Origin of the sequence: Priestia sp. Y58 (assembly GCF_029522095.1) — a bacterium.
In the GTDB taxonomy this organism is placed as follows: Bacteria; Bacillota; Bacilli; order Bacillales; family Bacillaceae_H; genus Priestia; species Priestia megaterium_E.
In genome coordinates, this window is sequence record NZ_JAKWFL010000002.1 from 707,203 (window position 1) to 726,260 (window position 19,058).

General features: G+C 40.4%; 22 protein-coding genes and 2 riboswitches. Of the genes, 5 read left to right on the forward strand and 17 right to left on the reverse strand.

Going from position 1 to position 19,058, the window contains the following annotated elements; genetic code table 11:
• Positions 1–47 precede the first annotated feature (47 nt).
• Complete coding sequence (locus tag MMB68_RS09730; RefSeq protein ID WP_098791775.1) at positions 48–488, forward strand: DUF5391 family protein; 441 nt, start codon at positions 48–50, stop codon at positions 486–488.
• Between the two features lie 77 nt (positions 489–565).
• On the opposite strand, the gene MMB68_RS09735 is transcribed toward MMB68_RS09730, so the two are convergent.
• Both MMB68_RS09735 and MMB68_RS09740 read right to left on the reverse strand, forming a co-directional pair.
• Positions 566–700 carry a hypothetical protein gene (locus MMB68_RS09735; protein ID WP_277548724.1) on the reverse strand — a complete coding sequence of 45 codons (135 nt, stop codon included), beginning with the start codon at positions 698–700 and terminating at the stop codon, positions 566–568.
• 128 nt (positions 701–828) lie between these two features.
• The gene (locus MMB68_RS09740) at positions 829–1,440 is read right to left on the reverse strand and encodes a transglutaminase-like domain-containing protein (protein ID WP_264408200.1); all 612 of its coding nucleotides are present in this window, start codon (positions 1,438–1,440) and stop codon (positions 829–831) included.
• Between the two features lie 136 nt (positions 1,441–1,576).
• Here MMB68_RS09740 and MMB68_RS09745 point away from each other — a divergent pair, with 136 nt between their 5' ends.
• Both MMB68_RS09745 and MMB68_RS09750 read left to right on the forward strand, forming a co-directional pair.
• The gene (locus MMB68_RS09745) at positions 1,577–2,209 is read left to right on the forward strand and encodes a LysE family translocator (protein ID WP_277548790.1); all 633 of its coding nucleotides are present in this window, start codon (positions 1,577–1,579) and stop codon (positions 2,207–2,209) included.
• 165 nt (positions 2,210–2,374) lie between these two features.
• Positions 2,375–2,515, forward strand: coding sequence for a hypothetical protein (locus MMB68_RS09750; RefSeq protein ID WP_013058226.1), 141 nt, complete (start codon positions 2,375–2,377; stop codon positions 2,513–2,515).
• Positions 2,516–2,614: 99 nt separating this feature from the next.
• On the opposite strand, the gene MMB68_RS09755 is transcribed toward MMB68_RS09750, so the two are convergent.
• From MMB68_RS09755 to MMB68_RS09770, 4 genes are all read right to left on the reverse strand, one after another.
• Positions 2,615–3,028 (reverse strand): DUF5301 domain-containing protein, encoded by a 414-nt coding sequence (locus MMB68_RS09755; protein ID WP_277548726.1) that lies wholly within the window; start codon positions 3,026–3,028, stop codon positions 2,615–2,617.
• 31 nt (positions 3,029–3,059) lie between these two features.
• Entirely contained in the window at positions 3,060–3,224 is a 165-nt protein-coding gene (locus MMB68_RS09760; protein ID WP_165918644.1) for a hypothetical protein, read from the reverse strand.
• A 73-nt stretch (positions 3,225–3,297) separates the two neighbouring features.
• On the reverse strand, positions 3,298–3,510 hold the full coding sequence (locus tag MMB68_RS09765) for a hypothetical protein (RefSeq protein WP_028414716.1): 213 nt from the start codon (positions 3,508–3,510) through the stop codon (positions 3,298–3,300).
• Positions 3,511–3,534: 24 nt separating this feature from the next.
• On the reverse strand, positions 3,535–3,735 hold the full coding sequence (locus MMB68_RS09770) for a helix-turn-helix transcriptional regulator (RefSeq protein WP_129703309.1): 201 nt from the start codon (positions 3,733–3,735) through the stop codon (positions 3,535–3,537).
• Positions 3,736–3,974: 239 nt separating this feature from the next.
• On the opposite strand from MMB68_RS09770, the gene MMB68_RS09775 reads away from it, so the two are divergent.
• Positions 3,975–4,106: a hypothetical protein gene (locus MMB68_RS09775; protein WP_259345520.1), complete on the forward strand. Its 132-nt coding sequence runs from the start codon at positions 3,975–3,977 to the stop codon at positions 4,104–4,106.
• Between the two features lie 22 nt (positions 4,107–4,128).
• On the opposite strand, the gene MMB68_RS09780 is transcribed toward MMB68_RS09775, so the two are convergent.
• The 8 genes from MMB68_RS09780 to MMB68_RS09815 form a co-directional block, all read right to left on the reverse strand.
• A complete protein-coding gene (locus MMB68_RS09780) occupies positions 4,129–4,629 on the reverse strand; it encodes a GNAT family N-acetyltransferase (protein WP_269871892.1) in 501 nt (166 codons plus the stop codon).
• A gap of 144 nt (positions 4,630–4,773) precedes the next feature.
• Positions 4,774–5,391, reverse strand: coding sequence for an acetate uptake transporter (locus MMB68_RS09785; RefSeq protein WP_013058231.1), 618 nt, complete (start codon positions 5,389–5,391; stop codon positions 4,774–4,776).
• Between the two features lie 142 nt (positions 5,392–5,533).
• Complete coding sequence (gene metE / locus MMB68_RS09790) at positions 5,534–7,828, reverse strand: 5-methyltetrahydropteroyltriglutamate--homocysteine S-methyltransferase (RefSeq protein WP_269871893.1); 2,295 nt, start codon at positions 7,826–7,828, stop codon at positions 5,534–5,536.
• Positions 7,829–7,977: 149 nt separating this feature from the next.
• A riboswitch (cobalamin riboswitch) is annotated at positions 7,978–8,166 on the reverse strand.
• Positions 8,167–8,245: 79 nt separating this feature from the next.
• Positions 8,246–8,356, reverse strand: a riboswitch (SAM riboswitch).
• An 80-nt stretch (positions 8,357–8,436) separates the two neighbouring features.
• Positions 8,437–8,688 (reverse strand): hypothetical protein, encoded by a 252-nt coding sequence (locus MMB68_RS09795; RefSeq protein ID WP_057273687.1) that lies wholly within the window; start codon positions 8,686–8,688, stop codon positions 8,437–8,439.
• A gap of 488 nt (positions 8,689–9,176) precedes the next feature.
• Positions 9,177–10,556 carry a sugar porter family MFS transporter gene (locus MMB68_RS09800; protein ID WP_269871894.1) on the reverse strand — a complete coding sequence of 460 codons (1,380 nt, stop codon included), beginning with the start codon at positions 10,554–10,556 and terminating at the stop codon, positions 9,177–9,179.
• A 147-nt stretch (positions 10,557–10,703) separates the two neighbouring features.
• Positions 10,704–12,128 (reverse strand): L-arabinose isomerase, encoded by a 1,425-nt coding sequence (gene araA, locus MMB68_RS09805; RefSeq protein ID WP_269871895.1) that lies wholly within the window; start codon positions 12,126–12,128, stop codon positions 10,704–10,706.
• Between the two features lie 29 nt (positions 12,129–12,157).
• Positions 12,158–12,856: an L-ribulose-5-phosphate 4-epimerase gene (locus tag MMB68_RS09810; protein ID WP_013058237.1), complete on the reverse strand. Its 699-nt coding sequence runs from the start codon at positions 12,854–12,856 to the stop codon at positions 12,158–12,160.
• On the reverse strand, positions 12,850–14,433 hold the full coding sequence (locus MMB68_RS09815) for a xylulokinase (RefSeq protein WP_416234904.1): 1,584 nt from the start codon (positions 14,431–14,433) through the stop codon (positions 12,850–12,852). Before MMB68_RS09815 ends, MMB68_RS09810 begins: the two co-directional genes overlap by 7 nt.
• A 385-nt stretch (positions 14,434–14,818) precedes the next feature.
• On the opposite strand from MMB68_RS09815, the gene MMB68_RS09820 reads away from it, so the two are divergent.
• Complete coding sequence (locus tag MMB68_RS09820; RefSeq protein ID WP_277548730.1) at positions 14,819–15,925, forward strand: GntR family transcriptional regulator; 1,107 nt, start codon at positions 14,819–14,821, stop codon at positions 15,923–15,925.
• 90 nt (positions 15,926–16,015) lie between these two features.
• On the opposite strand, the gene MMB68_RS09825 is transcribed toward MMB68_RS09820, so the two are convergent.
• The 3 genes from MMB68_RS09825 to MMB68_RS09835 all read right to left on the reverse strand — a co-directional run bounded on the left by MMB68_RS09825 (position 16,016) and on the right by MMB68_RS09835 (position 19,058).
• Positions 16,016–16,999, reverse strand: a complete 984-nt coding sequence (locus MMB68_RS09825) for an HD domain-containing protein (RefSeq protein WP_221785351.1) — start codon at positions 16,997–16,999, stop codon at positions 16,016–16,018.
• A 116-nt stretch (positions 17,000–17,115) separates the two neighbouring features.
• Entirely contained in the window at positions 17,116–17,493 is a 378-nt protein-coding gene (locus MMB68_RS09830; RefSeq protein ID WP_221785350.1) for a hypothetical protein, read from the reverse strand.
• A 197-nt stretch (positions 17,494–17,690) separates the two neighbouring features.
• Complete coding sequence (locus tag MMB68_RS09835; RefSeq protein ID WP_481861940.1) at positions 17,691–19,058, reverse strand: nucleoside recognition domain-containing protein; 1,368 nt, start codon at positions 19,056–19,058, stop codon at positions 17,691–17,693.

Here is a 19,058-nt window from a genome sequence, read left to right on the forward strand (position 1 = left end):
GTAAAATTAATCCATATACTTGTTTTTTGGAAAGGAGGTTAAAAACAGTGCGTAATTCTACAGCAAAAAATAGTGTGATAGTCACCACTTTGCTTTCCGCCCTATTTTTCTGCTTCATTTTGGTTCTTGGTTCGCTTTCTCCTCTAGCAGATTCAGGTCCCAACGTTAATACGTTCGGCTCAACTGGGCTGTGGTTATCTCTTGGCATGGTTCTATTTTTATACCTATTGCCCTTAGCTTTTTATATGTTGGGAATGCATTTCTTAAAATTTGTGATGGCCGCTTTTTGCAGCATTGGCCTTTTAATCGCTGCTAGTACTCTATTACTGATGCCGGCTCTGTTTTTATTCGGATTAGAAGATTTTTCAGGAAGCTTATCTTCAATTATAGGAATAATGATTTCTTGTTTAGGCTTGCTGATCACGAATATTGTGTGGTTTGTTGCTGCGTTTAAAAGACCGTCAGCCACCGTGCAGGAAAGCGTTTAAAATGATGAAGAGGTTGAGGCATCTAAGTCCATTTTGCCTAAAGAAGAACAAATTGGAGAGATGAGCTGAACTTCTTGTTACACCGCTGCTGATTTCCGTGCAAGACTTCGCTTTCCGCGGGCGGCCGGTGAGCCTCCTCGTAGCTTCCGCTTCTGCGGGGTCTCACCTGTTCCGCTTCCCCCGCAGGAGTCTTCGTCTTGCCCTCCAATCATCAGATAGAAGCAGCCATATACATGAAACCTTCCAATAAAAAATTCCAACGAGTTGGATTCTCTACCAAGAATCTCAATTCATCGTTCTAATCTTGCTTCAACTAACATACTTTTGTCACAACCTCTTTTTATAGCTCGGTAGGCAAGTAGTGTAAATACATATCTAAGCAGTCTTCGTACTGCGACAACACGTCCATTGTTTTTTTATGAGGTTTTGTATAAATAACTGGGTAGTCAATTTCACCCCGTATAGAATTCGCTGGAAAAGCCAGTTTTTCTTTTTTTAGCGAAAAGTCGGCCTGCACTCCTTCTTTATTTCCTCTCGCGTCTAATCGAATCCATCTCTCTTCACATTTAATGTAAACTGCATTTAAGGCATGAATACAGTAGCCTGTGTCTATCGTATCTCCAAGTATCAGCCTTTGATAACAAAAGCCTGCAGGAATCCCTTCTGCACGCAGCAAAGCGGCTAATAGATTACACTTGCTGTAACAAATTCCTTCCTTTTCTTTTACAGCCTCTGAAGCGGTTTTCGTGATGATTTTGCTTTGAATATCCCAGGAATGAGATACTTCATCTCTCACAAACTCATAGGCTTTTTTTATGTACGCTAGGGGAGAATGAGGCAAGCTGCTTTTGAGTTCACGTACCTTTTGTTGAATCAAAGGATGTGTAAAGTTCACTTCTGGAAGTTCTTGCGTGTAGTCTTCTTTTTCCAACGATTCACAAATCAATTTCATTTACTTTTTCCTCCTCTTATATTCATCATGTTTTTTTATACATAATATTGAATTTTATTACATATTTTTATATAATGAAAGATCACTTAGACGGAAAATGTTAGTAGATACGAGATTGAAAGAGGTTTTGTTTTTGGTGACGTTATTTTTAGCAAATGTGCTGCTTGGTCTTTCGATTGCCCTTCCCGTTGGTACGGTGACGATTGAAATGACAAAACAAGGTTTAAAAAACGGGTTTCTTCACGGATGGGTTGTTGGACTCGGAGGAATGACGGTTGATTTATTACTAATTGTGCTTCTTTACTCTGGACTGGCTTCTGTTTTATCGGCTCCTTTTATCCAGCTTATGATGTGGCTTATAGGAGCGCTTTTTTTACTTTACATTGGCTATGACAGCATTAGACACGCGGATCATGACATAACGGCTCCTGGAGAACAGGTAAAAAAGTCCTTTGCATCTTCTTATGTGAACGGAATCTTTGTTGCGATTTCTCCTAGCAATCTCATTTTTTGGCTGAGCGTGTTTGGGACGGTGCTGACAAATTCGCTTCAATCCTCTCACTCTTTTCATTTCCTAGTAATTGCTGCGGGGATATTAACAGGGATTTTAATTCATGACTTAGGCTTAATGACGATTGTCTCTGGAACTAGAAAAGTGCTGAATCAGCTTTATATCAAATGGGTTTCTATTGCAGCTGGGTGTATCTTAATTGGTTTTTCATGCTACTTTCTTTACCGGTTTATTGGGAATCTGCGCATGTACTTTTAATGTTTCTACATATTTTATGACTTATTATGCCCCCTCTTTATCTAGTATAGAGAGGGGTTTTTATAATCTAGCAGGAACTATTAGACAAAAAGTTCACAATTTCGTCACATTTCTATTGATTTTTTTCTCTTTTTATACGAAAATATAAAAAAGGGAGGAAATATCATGAAAATCAAAAAAGCACTTCGCATCTTTATTGGATCAAACGTTCTTGTATTATTAACATTCGGCCTTCTTCCAGCACTATTGGTTAACCCTGATATTGACCTAATTCAATCATTTATTAATTATATAGGCAAGGATTAATTCCGCTTTGAATAGTCATAATTTTCAATCTATTATTTTTATAAAAAAAGACAGCGCAGGCTGTCTTTTTTAGTAGGCTTGAGAAAACTTATTTCACGTTTATTTAGTTGAAAACAGCTTTTTAACATCTACTTTTTGATCTTTAACAATCGTATATGTCGCCTGCTTTTTATCTTCAAAGTTAAACGCTTTTATGTAATCATCATCGTAAATCGTCAAACCATACGCATCTTTTCCGTTTTCAACGATTTTTACCCAGTAAGCCTGGTCAAACTTTGGGTCGAGCTCCTTGCTTTTTTTTACTTCTACTTTTGCCAAAGAATGTACGATTTGCTTTATCTCTTTTTTATCATCTACTACACGTTTTCCTTCGTCCGTATCTATTTCAATACGCGTAACGTTTGCTTCATCTACTTTTATGACGTCTTTTAACTGATAGGCTTGCCCGGTATATGTAAAATAAAATACGACGATAAATAAAAGTGCAGCTATAATAATCGTTCTTTTTTTCAAAAGGAACCTCCTTTTCTACATCACGCTGCATTCACGTGATACACCTTTTTATTCCTCCTGTTCCGCAGCCTTTTAGTAGAATGCTGCTTCCTACAAGTAAACTATACGTTAATCCCGGAACAGGAAGTACTAACGTTACCATCAACAGTAACATGCCCATACTTGTAAGAGCTACTCCGGCAGCTCGATTTTTCATTCATTTCACCACCGTTGCTCTGTAAATCTTTTATATAAAGCGATCAAACTATATTTGATTTCTTATTCGCTTATTAGCTATGTACTTTTCGCTTGTAATAAACGAGGGTCCAAAAATATACGCATATTCCTACTAGTAAAATTGTGGCTTCCCAGCCTCTTTCACCGGTTTTAATAAAATCATAGGAGGACCAAATTAACAGCGCTACCGTATAAAATAAAAAGCCGTTTCGCGCCGCTTGCTTAATTTCAAACTTTTCCATTTCATCCGCTTTTTTTACTTTCACATTATCTTCTCCTTTTCAACTAAATCATGATTTTCTAAATAAAAACAGCTCATCTACCGTTGCTCCCAGCTCCTCAGCCAGCTGAAAAGCAAGGGTCAAGCTTGGATCATACTTATTGTTTTCAATTGCATTAATCGTTTGTCTCGATACGCCGCATACTTTTGCCAGTTCGTCTTGAGACATCCGTTTGATTTTACGCAGTTCTTTAATTCGATTTTCCACCATTCATCACTCATCTCTAAAATGTAAAAAACTTTTTACATCCATATCTTATATTATTTTTCTTGTTACTGTCAAATATGTTTGACAAAGTAGAGTCTTTTACATAACTGAAATAGAGGTTAGAACAAGTAGGTTAGTTGAAGGACAATGCGAACGAGTTTGATTAAGAATTCACCTCGTGCTAATTTTTTATGGGTATGGTAAACGTAGGTTTCGTGTATGCAGGTGCTTCTAGCTGATGATTGGAGGGCAAGGCGAAGACTCCTGCGGGAAAAAGCGGAACAGGTGAGACCCCGCAGGAGCGCAAGCGACGAGGAGGCTCAGCGGCCGCCCGCGGAAAGCGAAGCCTTGCACGGAAATCATTAGCGGTGTAACAAGCAATTCATAGTAGTAACATTAAAGCTTCTTACTCATATTAAACCACTGGACGCCTGCATGCTGAGACTCGGCAACGCCTTGATTCACATATCCGTTTTTTTCGTAAAACGGAATCAATTCTTCTTTGCACGTTAAGGTAATCGTTAAGCGCTGTTTGTTCCGCGCTTGTTTTTCAAATTCTCTTAACAGCATACTGGCAATTCCTTTGTGATGATGCTTAGGATTTACAACGATACCTAAAATACTTTGATGACCGCCTGTCTCAGGGTTCGAAATCGTTTTTTCAAACAAATCATCCGTAATAAACGGAGCTGAAATGACGGGACCGTTCACATATCCGATTATTTCTTCATTTTCTTGGGCGATGATAAACGTATCAGGAATGGTTTTGATCCGCGTGATAAATGCATCTTTTGAGGCAGCTTCTTCGGGTGTAAAGCCTTTGTTTTCTAACGTAATTAATTGATTTAAATCTTTTTCATCCACTTGTCTTATAATCATTGGAACGTTTCCTCTCATTATGTATTTCTCTTTTTTCTCTAAAAGCTTCTATTACATATAACTATCTCTTTCTACTATATATAAAAACGCCCAAACAAAAAAGGATTGACCTCTGCATCATACAGAATTCAACCCTACTTCGCTTTTTAATTAACGTCTTGATTATTTGATAAATGCACCAAACGGCTTGCCCACCGGAAGCACAACTCGACCGTAGTGAGTATTTAATACAGCCGCTGCAGATCCATAGAATGAAAACAGAGCAATCAATAGCTCTGACACTGCTGCTAGTAAGTGCGTGTACTCATATGCCACACCAAATGTACTTAGCGATAATCCAATGAATAAGAAATCGATTAACACAAAAATAATAAATAATACTTTATGAGTGCCCATTGCTCCAACTGTCATAAAAACGCTGAAAATCAAGTAGCCGACAAAAGCAAATGCGAGCTGCTTCGGATCCGCTTCTTTTGCGAGCGCTTCCCCAAATGCTCCAAGCTGAATAAGCCATGTCATAGCTACACCTAGCCAAAATAACCCGAAGGCACCAAAAGCAGTTGCGCCGAAGGTATTATTATGTTTGAAATCTTGCATAGACGCGATTAACTGTCCTATTCCGCCTAAAAAAATCGCCCATGGCAATACCAATGAAACACCATCGGTTACCCCAAGCTTTTGAAACGATGCAACAAGTGTTACCATGGCAAGTCCGAATAGACCTAGCGCTGATGGATCCGCTGTTACAATTTTAACGTGCTGCGTGCTGTTGTTACTCATGTTGTACCTCCCTGATTTTAAAAACACCTTTAAAAAGATACAAAAATGTACGGGAAGTGTCAATGGATATTTTTGGCCTTTTAAAATCCCATAAGACCAAGCAGTGTAGCGGTTACACTGCTTGGTCTTTAATTTCTTATCATTAAACGTTTTGTAATAAATTTTGTCTGGTTTGTTTTGCAGACTCAACCATCACTTTTAAAGCTTCAACCGTCTCGCTGATTCCTCTTGTTTTAAGGCCGCAGTCGGGATTAATCCAAAACAATGCAGGATCAAGTACCTGCAGAGCGCGGTCAATGTTTCGCTGAAGCTCTTCAAGCTTCGGTACGCGCGGGCTGTGGATATCATACACGCCAAGTCCGATTCCTTGATTGTACGTATGTTTTTCAAACGCATAAATTAATTCACCGTGGCTTTTAGACGTTTCAATGGAAATCACGTCGGCATCAAGCGCTTTGATGGCATCAATAATCTCTTCGAATTCTGAATAGCACATATGCGTGTGAATTTGCGTCTCGTTTTGCACCGATACCGTTGCTAGCTTGAACGCATACACCGCAGCGTTTAAGTAGCTGTTCCAGTTTTCTCGTTTTAACGGCAGTCCTTCACGCAGCGCCGGTTCATCTACTTGAATCATTGAAATGCCCTGACTTTCAAGTGCTTCTACTTCTTTTCTAAGAGCAAGCGCAATTTGATTTGCGACGTCGTAGCGCGGGATATCATCACGCACAAACGACCAATTTAAAATCGTAATCGGACCCGTCAGCATTCCTTTAACCGGCTTATTTGTTAGAGACTGTGCGTAGACCGTTTCTTTGATCGTCATCGCCTGCTCATACGATACATCTCCGTAAATAAGCGGCGGCTTCACGCAGCGAGAACCGTAAGATTGCACCCAGCCAAACTTCGTAAACTGAAAGCCTCCTAATTTTTCACCGAAGTACTCAACCATGTCCGTACGCTCAAACTCTCCGTGCACAAGGACATCTAAGCCGATGTTTTCTTGAATTTCAATCCATTTTTTGATTTCATCGTTAATGTACGCTTCATATGCTTCATCGCTTAACTCGCCTTTACGCCACTTTAGACGCTCTTTTCGCACTTCTTTTGTTTGCGGGAAGCTTCCAATCGTTGTCGTGGGAAGAAGCGGCAGTTGAAAAGCTTCTTGCTGAACGCATTGACGTACGTCAAACGGCGCTTGTCGCTCTGCTTTATAGCTGTGCAGCTGCTTCAGCTCTTTTTGCACGTCTTGATGATTTCGAAAAGATGATCCATTTAATGCTTGAATCGCTTGTTTGCCTACGCTTATTTCTTCTTCTATTTTTTCTTTTCCTTGCTGCACCGCTTTTGTTAAAAGCGTGATTTCTTTTAGCTTTTCATCTGCAAAAGACAGCGCATTTTTTAACACTGGCTCAATGGTTTCTTCATTTTTTACCGTGACAGGAACATGTAATAAACTCGATGAAGGCTGCAGAATCAAACGATCTTTTGATACGGCTTCTTCAATTTCACTGATCGTTAAAAGCTGTTCGTCCAAATTTTCACGCCAAATGTTTCGTCCGTCAATCACTCCCGCTGCCAGCACTTTATCCGTTGGAAAACCATATTTATTAAGCGCAGTGAGATTTTCTCCTCGGTCATGTACAAAATCTAAGCCGATTCCTTCAACAGGAAGAGACACAACTTCTTTATAGTGATCAACGCTGTCAAAATACGTTTGCAAAATGACTTTTACATTCGGTGCCGCTTTTTTCAAAGTTTGATAGACTTCTTTGTACAGCGCCAGGTCTTCTTTTGATAGCGTTGTAGCTAAAATTGGCTCATCTATCTGCACCCACTCTACGCCTTCTGCCTGCAGCTCCGCTAAGATAGTTGCATAAAGCGGAACAAATTGTTCAACTGCTTCTTTAAACTCACTTTTTTTATATCCTTTTGACAGCTTCACAAATGTTACTGGACCTAAAATCACGGGCTTACCTTCAATATTCAGCTTCTGTTTTGCTTCTTTGTAAAATTGAAGCGGGCGATTTTCTACAAGTGCCGGCGTACATTCCTCAAGCTCCGGTACGATATAGTGATAATTTGTGTTAAACCATTTTGTCATCGTAGAGGCTACCGCACCTTTTGTTCCTCGCGCAATATCAAAATACGTTTCAAGCGATACCGGGCCTCCGTCATAATCAAAGCGCTTTGGCACTAAACCAAACATAGCGGCTGTATCTAACACGTGATCGTATAAGCTAAAATCACCGACTGGAATTAATTCAATTCCTGCATCACGCTGTTTTTTTAGATGCCCTAGACGAAGAGCTTCAATTTCCTGAAGAAAGATATCTTTTTCCAGCTTTCCTGCCCAAAACTGCTCAAGCGCTTTTTTCCATTCTCGTTTTTCACCAATTCTTGGATAACCTACGTTTGAACTTTTTACACTGCTCATTTTTTCCACTCCCTGTATATTTTTTATCGGTAAACTAAAAAATCTCTCTTTTCGAAATGAAAAGAGAGATGATACGCATACTTAACTAAGGTTGAGACAGCCTGTTTTTCTCAACACGTATTCCTCACTCCTCTCTATATCCCGTAGAGCTTAAGTGCATACAACAGGCAGGTCTCCTGACTTAGGTTCATCGCTTCCTACCCCTTCCCATTTCAACATGAAACAGTGGTTAATAAGTTGCTCCCCATTACAGTGGCGGGACCGCGCCGGCTTTTCACCGGTCTTCCCTTTTAAGCTGCGTACATTCGTTACACAGCACCTGATGCATTTTTATAAAATTGTTCATTCAAAACATATTCACATAAAATAAAAAGCCTCTCTATCATGAATAGAGAGGCATAGTATCTATGAAATCCTCTCTTATTTTTCAAAGCTGTACGCTTTGCAGGATGTAGCACCTTTTCAACAAGACTGTTAAATGGTTGCCGGGCTTCACAGGGCCAGTCCCTCCGCCTCTCTCAATAAGAGTTTTAATTATTTATAATATTTTGAATGTAGAGTCATCTTAACACCTTACATTTATGTTGTCAAAAGAAATTTCAAAAAAATTAGTTTTTAGGAGGCGTTGACGCTAATTTTTGCCTTAACAATTTGTAATCATCTTTTCGATGTGTTTCGATCAAGTCTTTTGCTCCTTGGTGATATCCTGACGAATAAATGTACTCTACCGCTGTTTCGATAAGCTTTCTCTTTTCCTCAGCACACTCACGATCCATTAAAGGGAACAGTCTACCTAAAAGGTCATTTAAATCTTCCTTAATAAAACGATCAAGTCCTTCTTGCATCTTTTCGTTTGCCATTGTAGCTCCTCCATTTGCTGTGTATGTTCTAAGCCTCTATAAACAGGCATTTCACTGTAAATTTTGAGATAAAGTTAAGTCATTAAACAGTATATCAAGTGAATGTTTTTCTTCAATTACATATGTAATACAAATATATGACAAATATAGAGAATATATCATCATTCATTATCTATTATAACGTTTGACTGAGCCTTCTGCTACAAGGTTTCGTACGGTTTCCCAAAAGAGGTTGAGACATAACGAAATGAATCTAATCTAAAGGCAAATGGGATACATGAGCTGAATCGCTTGTTGCCCCGCAGTTGATTTCCGTGCAAGGCTTCGCCTTGCTCTCCAATCAACTGCTAGAAGAAATGAAACAGCTGAAACCTGCGTTCACCATAAAAAAACGAACCACTAATCAAACACTTTGATTAGTGGTTCGTTTTTCACTTCAGCTAAAATACTTTTATCTCAGCACCTTACAATTAAAACATTTACGACAATCAAACATATTTATTACGCTCAACCGGACTTAAAGAATTTCTTTCAGAACGAGCTGCCATGTCCGTTTCAATTTGCTCTAGGCTGCGTCCTTTTGTTTCAACAACTACAAAACGTATGAAGAATAATCCGAGAATACAAATGATCCCGAACGTTGAAAAGATAACGCCCAAACTAAACTGATCAGCTAAAATTGGGAATACAAGCCCTACTGCAAGCGATCCTGTCCAGTTAAAAGCAGATGAAATCCCAGCACCGATTCCGCGTACAGAAAGCGGGAAAATTTCTCCTACAATGATCCACGTAAGCGGCGCCCAAGAAAACGCATAGCACAGGATAAAGCAGCAAAGTGCAATTAACGTAACCCAGTTCACGACGGATTCATTAACGCCTACTGCTCCAAGAATAGCCGGTGTGAAAAAGGAAAGAGCCATTCCCGCTCCGCCAATTGTAAGAATGGTACGGCGGTTGAATTTATCAACAAACTGCAGAAAAATAAGTGTTGTCACGACAAAGATTACCCCAACAATGACCGTAAAACCAGCAGCTACCTGTGGCGCTAAACCAACTTGACGGGCAATGCTTGTTGCATAATAAACAATTGAGTTTGAGCCTTGAATCTGCTGAAAAGTTGCCATTCCGACACCGATAATTAAAGCTAGACGAAACTTTTTCTGAAACAGCTGTTTAATGCCTGATTGTTCATGCACAGCTACGCTTTCAATTTCAGATACTTCAGCTTCGACTTCAGCTGCTGAGGAACGAAGCGTGCGCAGTACTTCACGCGCTTTATCTGCCATTCCGTTTTTAATTAAGTAGCGAGGTGACTCCGGAAGCTTGATCATTCCGATGCATAAAACGATCGCAAAAATACCGGCACTGCCAAGCATAAGTCGCCAGCTGTTTGGAACCGGCTCAAAAATAAAGGCTACGATATAGCTTAATAATAATCCAATTACAATCATTAGCTGATTTAAACCTGAAAGCTTTCCGCGAATATGTGCAGGTGCGATTTCTGACATATAGGCAGGAACTAACGAAGAAGCCGTTCCTACTGCTGTACCTAAAAAGACGCGCGCAATCGTTAACGTAATTTCCTCTGGTGCAATCGCGGAACCGATGGAGCCTAAAAGAAAGATGATAGACGAAATTAAAATTAACTTTCTTCGTCCAAACTTATCGCCTAATAATCCGCTTAAAATGGAACCGATAATGGCTCCTCCCATTAGCGACGAAACCACAATTCCCAGCCAGAGCGGACTTAAATGAAACGCTTCACGGATATGACCTTCTGCACCAGCAATAATTCCAATATCATAACCGAATAAAATACCGGCAAATGAGCCGAAGAAGAAGATAAACTTACTTGATACTTTACTCATGATTATAGATCCCCTTTGTATTGTCTTAGTTTTGCTCCCTACCACACAAATTTAAAACGCTTTCATTTATTCTTAAAAACGGCGTTCTTTTACTAACGCTATATTTTCACTTCCAAGGAAGCAGCGCTCCCTCGGAAATGTGAATGCTTACTTAATAATGACGTACTCTAGATCAACAAGCTTTGCATAGCTGACGATTTGATCCGTCGTCAAATTTAATGAAAGAACCGTATGATGGCCTCCTCCGTTTTCAATCCACGCTTTAACGCCGTCTTGGAAGTTCGGCTTAATGTTCCAAAGCACGCGCGCTACCGGAAGATTTGGAGCTGGAACTTCCGGCTCAAATGCCGATACTTCGTTAATTAACAGCTTGTAATGCGTACCGAAGTCAGCCATGGAAACGACTACGCCTTCTCCTTGTTTACCGTCAAACACTAAGCGGGCTGGGTCTTCGCGGTTACCAATACCTAGCGGAGAAACGATTAGTTTTGGCTTGTTTACGGCTAGCGTCGGGTCTACTTCAAGCATGTGTGATTGAAGCACTGACTCACGTCCGGGTGCTAATTCATACGTGTAGTCTTCCATAAAGCCCGTTGACTGATTACGGCTCATTACTTTAAGCAAGCGGTCAAGCGCGGCTGTTTTCCAGTCTCCTTCACCGGCAAATCCGTATCCCTGTGCCATCAAACGCTGTACGGCTAGACCAGGAAGCTGTTTCATACCGTATAGATCTTCAAAGTTAGTCGTAAAGGCGCTGTAGCCTCCTTCATCTAGAAAACGTTTAATCGCAATTTCATAGCTTGCCTGTACTTTTACGCTAGACTCCCAGTCTTCTGCAGAATAATCACCGTAGACAAATTCGTACGCGTCGGCATATTCAGCAAACAAATCATTGATTTCTTCTTCTGTAACGGCATTTACATATTGAACAAGGTCACCGATTCCGAAGTAGTCAACCGTCCAGCCAAATTGAATTTGTGCTTCAATTTTGTCTCCTTCCGTTACGCCGACGTTGCGCATATTGTCACCGAAACGCGCAACTTTAATGTTGAAGCTTTCGTTATAAGCAGCGGCCACGTCCATCCACTGTGCAATTTGCTGCTGTACGTCGGGGCGCTCCCAGTAGCCTACTACGATCTTATTTTGCTTGTTCAAACGCGCGTTGATAAAGCCATATTCACGATCACCGTGAGCGGACTGATTCAAGTTCATAAAATCCATATCAATCGTTTCCCAAGGAATGCTTTCGTTAAATTGTGTTGCCAAATGAAGCAGCGGTTTTTGCAGTAGCTTGGTACCGCGAATCCACATTTTTGCAGGCGAGAACGTATGCATCCACGTGATTACACCGGCAACTTCATCTCGGTAATTCACTTCTTTCATCATGCTTGTAATTGTATCAGCACTCACAGCTAAATCTTGCAGAACAATCGGATAAGGCAAGACACCGCTTTCATTTAAAGCATCAGTCATGCTTTGCGCGTGTGCTTTAACTTCTGCTAGTGCTTCTTTTCCGTAAAGATGCTGTGAACCAACAATAAACCAAAATTCTTTTTGAGCTGTTTTTAACATGATAATCCCCTTTTCTGTATGTAAGTCTTTTATTGTCCTTGCCCGTAATACGCATTTTGTCCGTGTTTTCGTAAATAATGTTTGTCTAATATACGCTGCGGCAGCTCTTCAGCCAGCCCGTTTAATTTTTGTGTAAAGAAGTTCATTTTGGATACTTCGTCTAGTACGACGCTGTTCATTACCGCCGATTTGGCATCTTTTCCCCACGTAAACGGCCCGTGCCCTTGAAGTAAAATACCAGGAACCGCTAACACATCTAAGCCGCGCTCTTCAAATGTTTCGATAATCACCTTGCCCGTTTCCACTTCATATCCGTCATTCACTTCTTTTTCGGTCAAAAAGCGTGCGCACGGTACGGAACCATAGAAGGTATCGGCATGAGTCGTTCCCATTGCCTGCACATCAAGCCCTGCTTGAGCCCAAATGGTCGCCCACGTTGAATGCGTATGGGCAATACCGCCAATTTGCGGATAATGTTTATAGAGTACCGCATGTGTCAGCGTATCAGATGACGGATTAAGCTCACCTTCTACCACGCGGCCATCTAAATCAACGACTACCATGTCTTGCGCCGTCATTTTCTCGTACGTCACACCGCTTGGTTTAATCACAAACAAACCGCTGTCTCGATCAATGGCACTTACATTTCCCCACGTGTACTTGACCAGTCCGTGTTTTGGCAAATCGACATTTGCTTGAAATACTTCTTCTTTTAATTTATCTAGCACACTAACTCCTCCCGTTCTTCGCTATGGTGCTCTGCGGCTGCTTTTTCAATCACTAGCCCTTTTTTATATCTTTTAATAAATGCTTCAAATCCTTTTACGTCGAGTTCGTCAGGATAAATTTCTTGTGCGGTCACTTCTTTAAAGACTTTATCATCCAAGAAATCTTCTAAACTTTCATTCTCACTTTTATTGAGCATATAAGAAGAAAGAATAGCCATTCCCCACGCGCCGCCTTCTCCAGCTGTGTCCATGACGGAAACAGGCGTGTTGATTGCCGCTGCCATCATTTTCTGACCGACTACCGGCGTTTTAAATAATCCTCCGTGCGCTAAAATACTGTGAATCTTTACGTTTTCTTCTTTGACTAAAAGATCCATCCCTATTTTTAAAGCGCCAAAAGCTGTAAAAAGATGTGTACGCATAAAGTTTGCTAGATTAAAATTGCTTTTTGCTGAACGGACAAATAGCGGACGTCCACTTTCTACTCCGGTAATATTTTCACCTGAGAAATAACCGTAGCTTAGCAAGCCCCCTCCATCAGGATCAGCTTCTAGCGCTTTATTTAACATCACTTCGAATAATTTATCCGACTCTATTTTTTGCCCCATCGCCTCCGAAAATTCACGAAACAATCCGAGCCAGGCGTTTAAGTCGCTTGAGCAGTTATTCGCATGAACCATGGCAACTGGACTGCCGCTTGGCGTAGTAACTAAATCAATTTCTGGATAAACGTTTGCAAGCTTTTTGTCTAGGACAATCATCGCAAAAACGGACGTTCCTACCGAAACATTTCCCGTGCGTTTTCTTACGCTGTTTGTCGCCACCATTCCCGTTCCCGCATCTCCTTCTGGAGGACAAAACGGAATGCCCGGCTGCAAATTTTTTGATTGATCTAAAATACTAGCCCCAATGGCTGTTAATGTACCTGCTTGCTCGCCTGAAGTATGAACTGCAGGCAGAATATCTGATAGTTGCCACGGATATCCTTTGTAAGAAATGAGCTCATCAAACTGCTTCATCATATCTTCACTGTAATTTTGCGTGCGTTCATCAATTGGAAACATTCCCGAAGCATCTCCAATGCCAAGCGATTTACTGCCCGTCAGCAGCCAGTGAATATAGCCGGCTAGCGTTGTTATGTAATGGATGCGCGGCAGATGTTTTTCTTGATTGATAATTGCCTGATAGAGATGCGCAATGCTCCATCGTTCAGGAATATTAAATTGGAAATGTTCAGTTAATTCTTTTGCTGCTGCGCTTGTTGTTGCATTACGCCACGTTCGAAACGGAACAAGCAGCTCACCCGTTTTATCAAACGCCATATATCCGTGCATCATAGCTGAAACGCCGATGGAGCCAACTGTTCGAATCGTGATTCCGTAGCTTCGTTCTACTTCTTGCTTCATTTCACGGTAAGCACTTTGCAAACCTGTAATAATATCGAGTAAGTTGTACGTCCAAAAACCGTCTTCTAAGAGATTTTCCCATTCATAACTTCCAGATGCGACCGTTTCAAAGTTTTCATCAATCAGCACCGCTTTAATACGAGTAGATCCAAGTTCAATTCCAAGAGACATTTTCCCTTTAACAATTGCTTGTTTTATGCTTTCTTGAGTTGTTTTCACATTTAATCTCCTTTCTGATAGCTATAACAATACCTATAGCAGCAAGGAAGCGCTTTCTATTTTGTGTAACGCTGTTTGAATTTGTTAACAACTTAAGTATATTTATTTGTACGTACATTTGTCAACATAAAAATTATATATGCACACAAATATTCAAAACACCCTACTCTTCCCTTCTTGAACTTTTAAAAAGCCGGTATCCAATCCTTAAATCGTTTCCCTTTCGATTAAAAACCAAGGAAATCTTTTCATTTATTCACGTTCATGATAAAATATGTCCATACAAATTTTACACATAAAAAAGTTGAATGTATACAACTACGAAAGAAGTGAAAACATGAAGCCAAAATATCAGGTGATTATTGAAGATATAAAAAGCAAAATTCTTTCAGGCGATTACAGCATCGGCGAACAAATCCCGACTGAATCGGCCATGCAAGAAACGTATGGTGTCAGCAGACATACGGTTCGAAAAGCCATTTTAGAGCTGTCGAATGAAGGATTTTTAAGAAGCGAAAAAGGATCTGGCACCTATGTGAGCAATCAGTATCAATCCAAATCTAGCGGGGCTTCTGCCAACAAAACAATCGGTGTAATTACCACGTATATTTCCGACTATATTTTCCCTTCTATTATTCGCGGAATTGAAAGCAGGTTAAATAAAGATAATTATTCGCTGCTGCTGGCGAGCACGAATAATGATGTGGAACAAGAAAAAAAAGCGTTAGAAATGATGCTTTCCTACGGAGTAGACGGCTTAATTGTTGAGCCTACAAAAAGTAATTTGTACAATCCAAACATCTCGTATTATTTATCATTCAAAGAACAAGACGTTCCGTTTACAATGATTAACGCTTACTACGAAGAATTGGACGTTCCGTTTTTTTGTCTAGACGACGTTCAGTCAAGCTACCTTGCCACAAATGAATTAATTTCAAAAGGACATACACAAATTGGGCTTATCGCAAAAATGGATGACCTGCAAGGAAAGTACCGAATGAAAGGCTACATAAAAGCGCTTGGTGAAGCAAAGCTCCGCTTTCAGCCTGAGCATATTTTGTCTTTTAACACCGAAACTAAGCTTGATTTGTATGCTAATTTAAAAGAATTTCTTACTGAAAATCAGGACGAAATGACGGCTCTTGTCTGCTATAACGATGAAGTCGGATTAGAAGTTGTAAATGTATGCAGACAGCTTGGCATTTCCATTCCGGACAAGTTGTCAATTATTGGTCAAGATAATTCGTACATCGCTAAAAATGCAACGATTAATTTAACAACGTTAACCCATCCGCAGGAACAATTGGGACACGATGCGGCGGATTGGATTATTAAAAAGCTGCAGGGCAAAAAAGATTTGCCAAACGAAACCTACTATCAGCCTGTGCTAGTTGAAGGAGAAACGATTAAAGAATTAACTGCGAAGCGCGATGAAGTTCGTTAAGAAAAGGCTTCTTTAGAGGTCTATAAAACTTCTTATGAGAGAAAGGGATGCACATTATTATGCATCCCTTTCTTTGTGTACTGATTCCCTTTATAACGGAGCCTGAATGTTGAGATATACTCCTTTTTCTATCCTTTGTTTTGCGTCTTTTATTACTCTTTTAGCGGTAAGTGATAACTGAGATACGGGAGTCGCTCCATCTGAACCAATAATAAGAGGATCAACCCACCGCATTTTTGTCGTTTGGTGAACATCATAACAAGAAGCAGTGCCTTTTTGTACTTTGCTGTTAAAAAGAGCAGATAACATCCCTTCAATGCTGCTATCTCCAGCATTTTTCAGCAACCGAACCACATCGTCATCCTGCTTTAAAAAATCTTCTATAGATAAAATATCTTTTTGCAAAGCGAGCTTGATAATTTCCGTCAGCTGATGATTTCCAAACATATTAAGCGGATTCATAAAAAAGCCAATCACTTCTTTGTAGTAAGCATCCACAAACCACTCTGCCGCTGCTAAATTACTGCATGCCATTTGTCCATTAAATACGACAAGCTGATCCAAAAAAGCATGCACTTCTTGTAAAGTAATCTCCCCGCATACGTACAAATCCCGCAGCGTATAATCCACGCGGTCAGCGCATAAGTGCGGAGCGTTCTGTTCGAGCAGCGTCCACTGGCTTTCATCAAGCAAGATATCTCGCCAGTTTAAACCGGCGCTTTTTAAAATAGGAGGAATAGATGACCCGGTCACAATTTGTTCGTAAATCGTTTCATGATAATTTTCTTCTTTTTGTTCCAAAACATAGTCAATCACATGAGAAAATGCCGTATGTGAAACATCATGTAATAAAGCCGCTATTTGCTCTTCCAAAGAGCCTCCTAGCCTATGTACAAGCATCATCGCACCAACGGAATGATCATATCGAGTAGTATTCCATTTTTTATTTACAAACCGGCTCGCTCCGCCTTGATAAATTCCTTTTAAACGCTGTACGGGATCACTTTGAATGAGTTCTAAAAGAACGCCGTCTGCTTCAAATTTCCCGTACAGCTCATCATAAAGTATGAGCATATTTCTCTCTCCTTTTACTAGCTATTTTGGACGTATTTTAATCTAACATGAGACATCGCAGGGTTCCATTTGCCTGTAACTGAAAACGACCTCGTCTTACCAGAGGTCGTTTTTTATTATTCACTTGACGCTTTAATTCGATCAAAATACTGCTTCGCAGGAAGCAAACCAAGATTTTTTTCTTTACGTATATATTTAATAACATCAACGTCTCTTCTGCCATTTCGAATCAAAAGATTGACTTTATTTTCAAAAGCCTCGTCTTTCTCTATTTCTAGCTGCTTCCACTCTTCATCTAAATCACGTTTAGGTGTTTTGAGCAGGAATATCACTAGTATAACAAGAACGCTACTTGTGGTGATATAAAGCCAAAGCCAATCGAGAAACCAGCTGTTAATCACATTCACTATGATAAGAATGGTGAAACAAGAGTATAGCCTTGTTTGATACTTATTAGCTTTTTTTGAATTTGTTTTGCTGAAAAATAACCCCACAGTCAGTCCCCTTTTAGCAATCTATCTGCACGTTTTGTCTATTAATTTCTCTTGTACACGAAATGAATCTACATCATACAAATTACCATTTAACCTAACAAATAGCAATCAAGTTCACCCTATCATACTCTTTATCTCATTGACTACTCATAAAAAATACAGGGCTTTTTGCAAAGCCCTGCACTTTTATATCATATTTAAATAAGATTGAATGCTTTTACCACTTGAGCAACCGCAAACGTAACCCCAATCGCAATCACTGTTGGAATCGCAAAAGCAAGAAACGTCCACTTGACATTTTTGGTTTCTTTATAAATATTCACAAGCGTCGTTCCGCATGGAAAATGCAGGAGCGAAAACAGCATCATATTAAGAGCCGTTAGCCACGTCCAGTGGTGATCAAGGAAAATTTGTTTCAGTCGAGTCGCATCTTCAATTTCAATTAATGAACCCGTTGATAAATACGCCATCAGTAGAACTGGTACAACAATTTCATTAGCTGGCAAGCCAATGATAAAAGCAGCTAGTATATACCCGTCTAGCCCCAGCGACTTAGCGAACGGATCAAGAAACTGAACGAAGTGCATTAAAATACTTGTGTCACCGATATAGATATTAGCCAATACCCACGTTAACACCGCTGCGGGTGCTGCAACAATAATTGCGCGTTTTAACACAAACAGCGATTTATCCAGCGTCGCACGCACAATTGTATCTACAAATTTTGGCTTACGGTAAGGCGGGAGCTCTAGCGTATAGTGTGTTGGTACTCCGCGCAGCGCCGTTTTAGACAGTGCCCATGATACGAACAGCGTCACAACAATTCCAAATAACACCGTTCCGACTACCACAAGCGCCGTTACGAAAGTTTTAGCGCTTCCTGTAAAGCCTGTTGCCATAAATAAAGAAGCTAACAAAATCAGCGTAGGCCATCTGCCGTTACACGGAACAAAGTTATTTGTTAAAATCGCCATCATACGTTCACGCGGCGATTCAATAATACGCGTCGACATAATCGCTGCGGCGTTACATCCAAATCCCATCGCCATCGTCAGTGACTGCTTGCCGTGTGCGCCTGCTCGTTTGAACAGACGATCCATATTAAACGCTACGCGAGGCAAGTAGCCGTAGTTTTCTAAAAGGGCAAACACCGGGAAAAAGATGGCCATTGGAGGCAGCATCACGCTAATGACCCATCCGGTACCGCGAAACAGTCCTAGTACAAGAATTCCGTGCAGCCATTCCGGCGCATGCATCGCTTGAAAGAAAGCTGTTAAATACCCTTCCGCCCAGCCAAATCCTTGTGCGATTAACCCAGAAGGAACGTTTGCGCCGGCTATGGTGATATAAAAGATGACCGATAAAATGCCAAGCATAATTGGAAATCCCCAAATTGGCGAGGTAAAGACTTTATCTAACTTTTCTGTGCGCTGAAGCTTTGAGCGGTCTTGGTACACAACTGATTTTTTACATATTTGCTGTGAAGACTGATAAATACTTGCGACCATATTTGAACGATGATCTTTTTCTTTTTCCTGCTGCGCATAGCGCGTTAATTGTTCCAT

Bases quoted from the DNA above. Each gene is read 5' to 3' on its own strand.
- MMB68_RS09820 (WP_277548730.1), top strand. From the start codon at position 14,819: ATGAAGCCAAAATATCAGGTGATTATTGAAGATATAAAAAGCAAAATT.
- MMB68_RS09735 (WP_277548724.1), bottom strand. From the start codon at position 700: ATGATTGGAGGGCAAGACGAAGACTCCTGCGGGGGAAGCGGAACAGGT.
- MMB68_RS09770 (WP_129703309.1), bottom strand. From the start codon at position 3,735: ATGGTGGAAAATCGAATTAAAGAACTGCGTAAAATCAAACGGATGTCT.
- MMB68_RS09780 (WP_269871892.1), bottom strand. From the start codon at position 4,629: ATGAGAGGAAACGTTCCAATGATTATAAGACAAGTGGATGAAAAAGAT.
- MMB68_RS09815 (WP_416234904.1), bottom strand. From the start codon at position 14,433: ATGTCTCTTGGAATTGAACTTGGATCTACTCGTATTAAAGCGGTGCTG.
- MMB68_RS09835 (WP_481861940.1), bottom strand. From the start codon at position 19,058: ATGGAACAATTAACGCGCTATGCGCAGCAGGAAAAAGAAAAAGATCAT.
- MMB68_RS09800 (WP_269871894.1), bottom strand. From the start codon at position 10,556: ATGAGTAAAGTATCAAGTAAGTTTATCTTCTTCTTCGGCTCATTTGCC.
- MMB68_RS09795 (WP_057273687.1), bottom strand. From the start codon at position 8,688: ATGGCAAACGAAAAGATGCAAGAAGGACTTGATCGTTTTATTAAGGAA.
- MMB68_RS09760 (WP_165918644.1), bottom strand. From the start codon at position 3,224: ATGAAAAATCGAGCTGCCGGAGTAGCTCTTACAAGTATGGGCATGTTA.
- MMB68_RS09750 (WP_013058226.1), top strand. From the start codon at position 2,375: ATGAAAATCAAAAAAGCACTTCGCATCTTTATTGGATCAAACGTTCTT.
- metE (WP_269871893.1), bottom strand. From the start codon at position 7,828: ATGAGCAGTGTAAAAAGTTCAAACGTAGGTTATCCAAGAATTGGTGAA.
- MMB68_RS09825 (WP_221785351.1), bottom strand. From the start codon at position 16,999: ATGCTCATACTTTATGATGAGCTGTACGGGAAATTTGAAGCAGACGGC.
- MMB68_RS09740 (WP_264408200.1), bottom strand. From the start codon at position 1,440: ATGAAATTGATTTGTGAATCGTTGGAAAAAGAAGACTACACGCAAGAA.
- araA (WP_269871895.1), bottom strand. From the start codon at position 12,128: ATGTTAAAAACAGCTCAAAAAGAATTTTGGTTTATTGTTGGTTCACAG.
- MMB68_RS09785 (WP_013058231.1), bottom strand. From the start codon at position 5,391: ATGAGTAACAACAGCACGCAGCACGTTAAAATTGTAACAGCGGATCCA.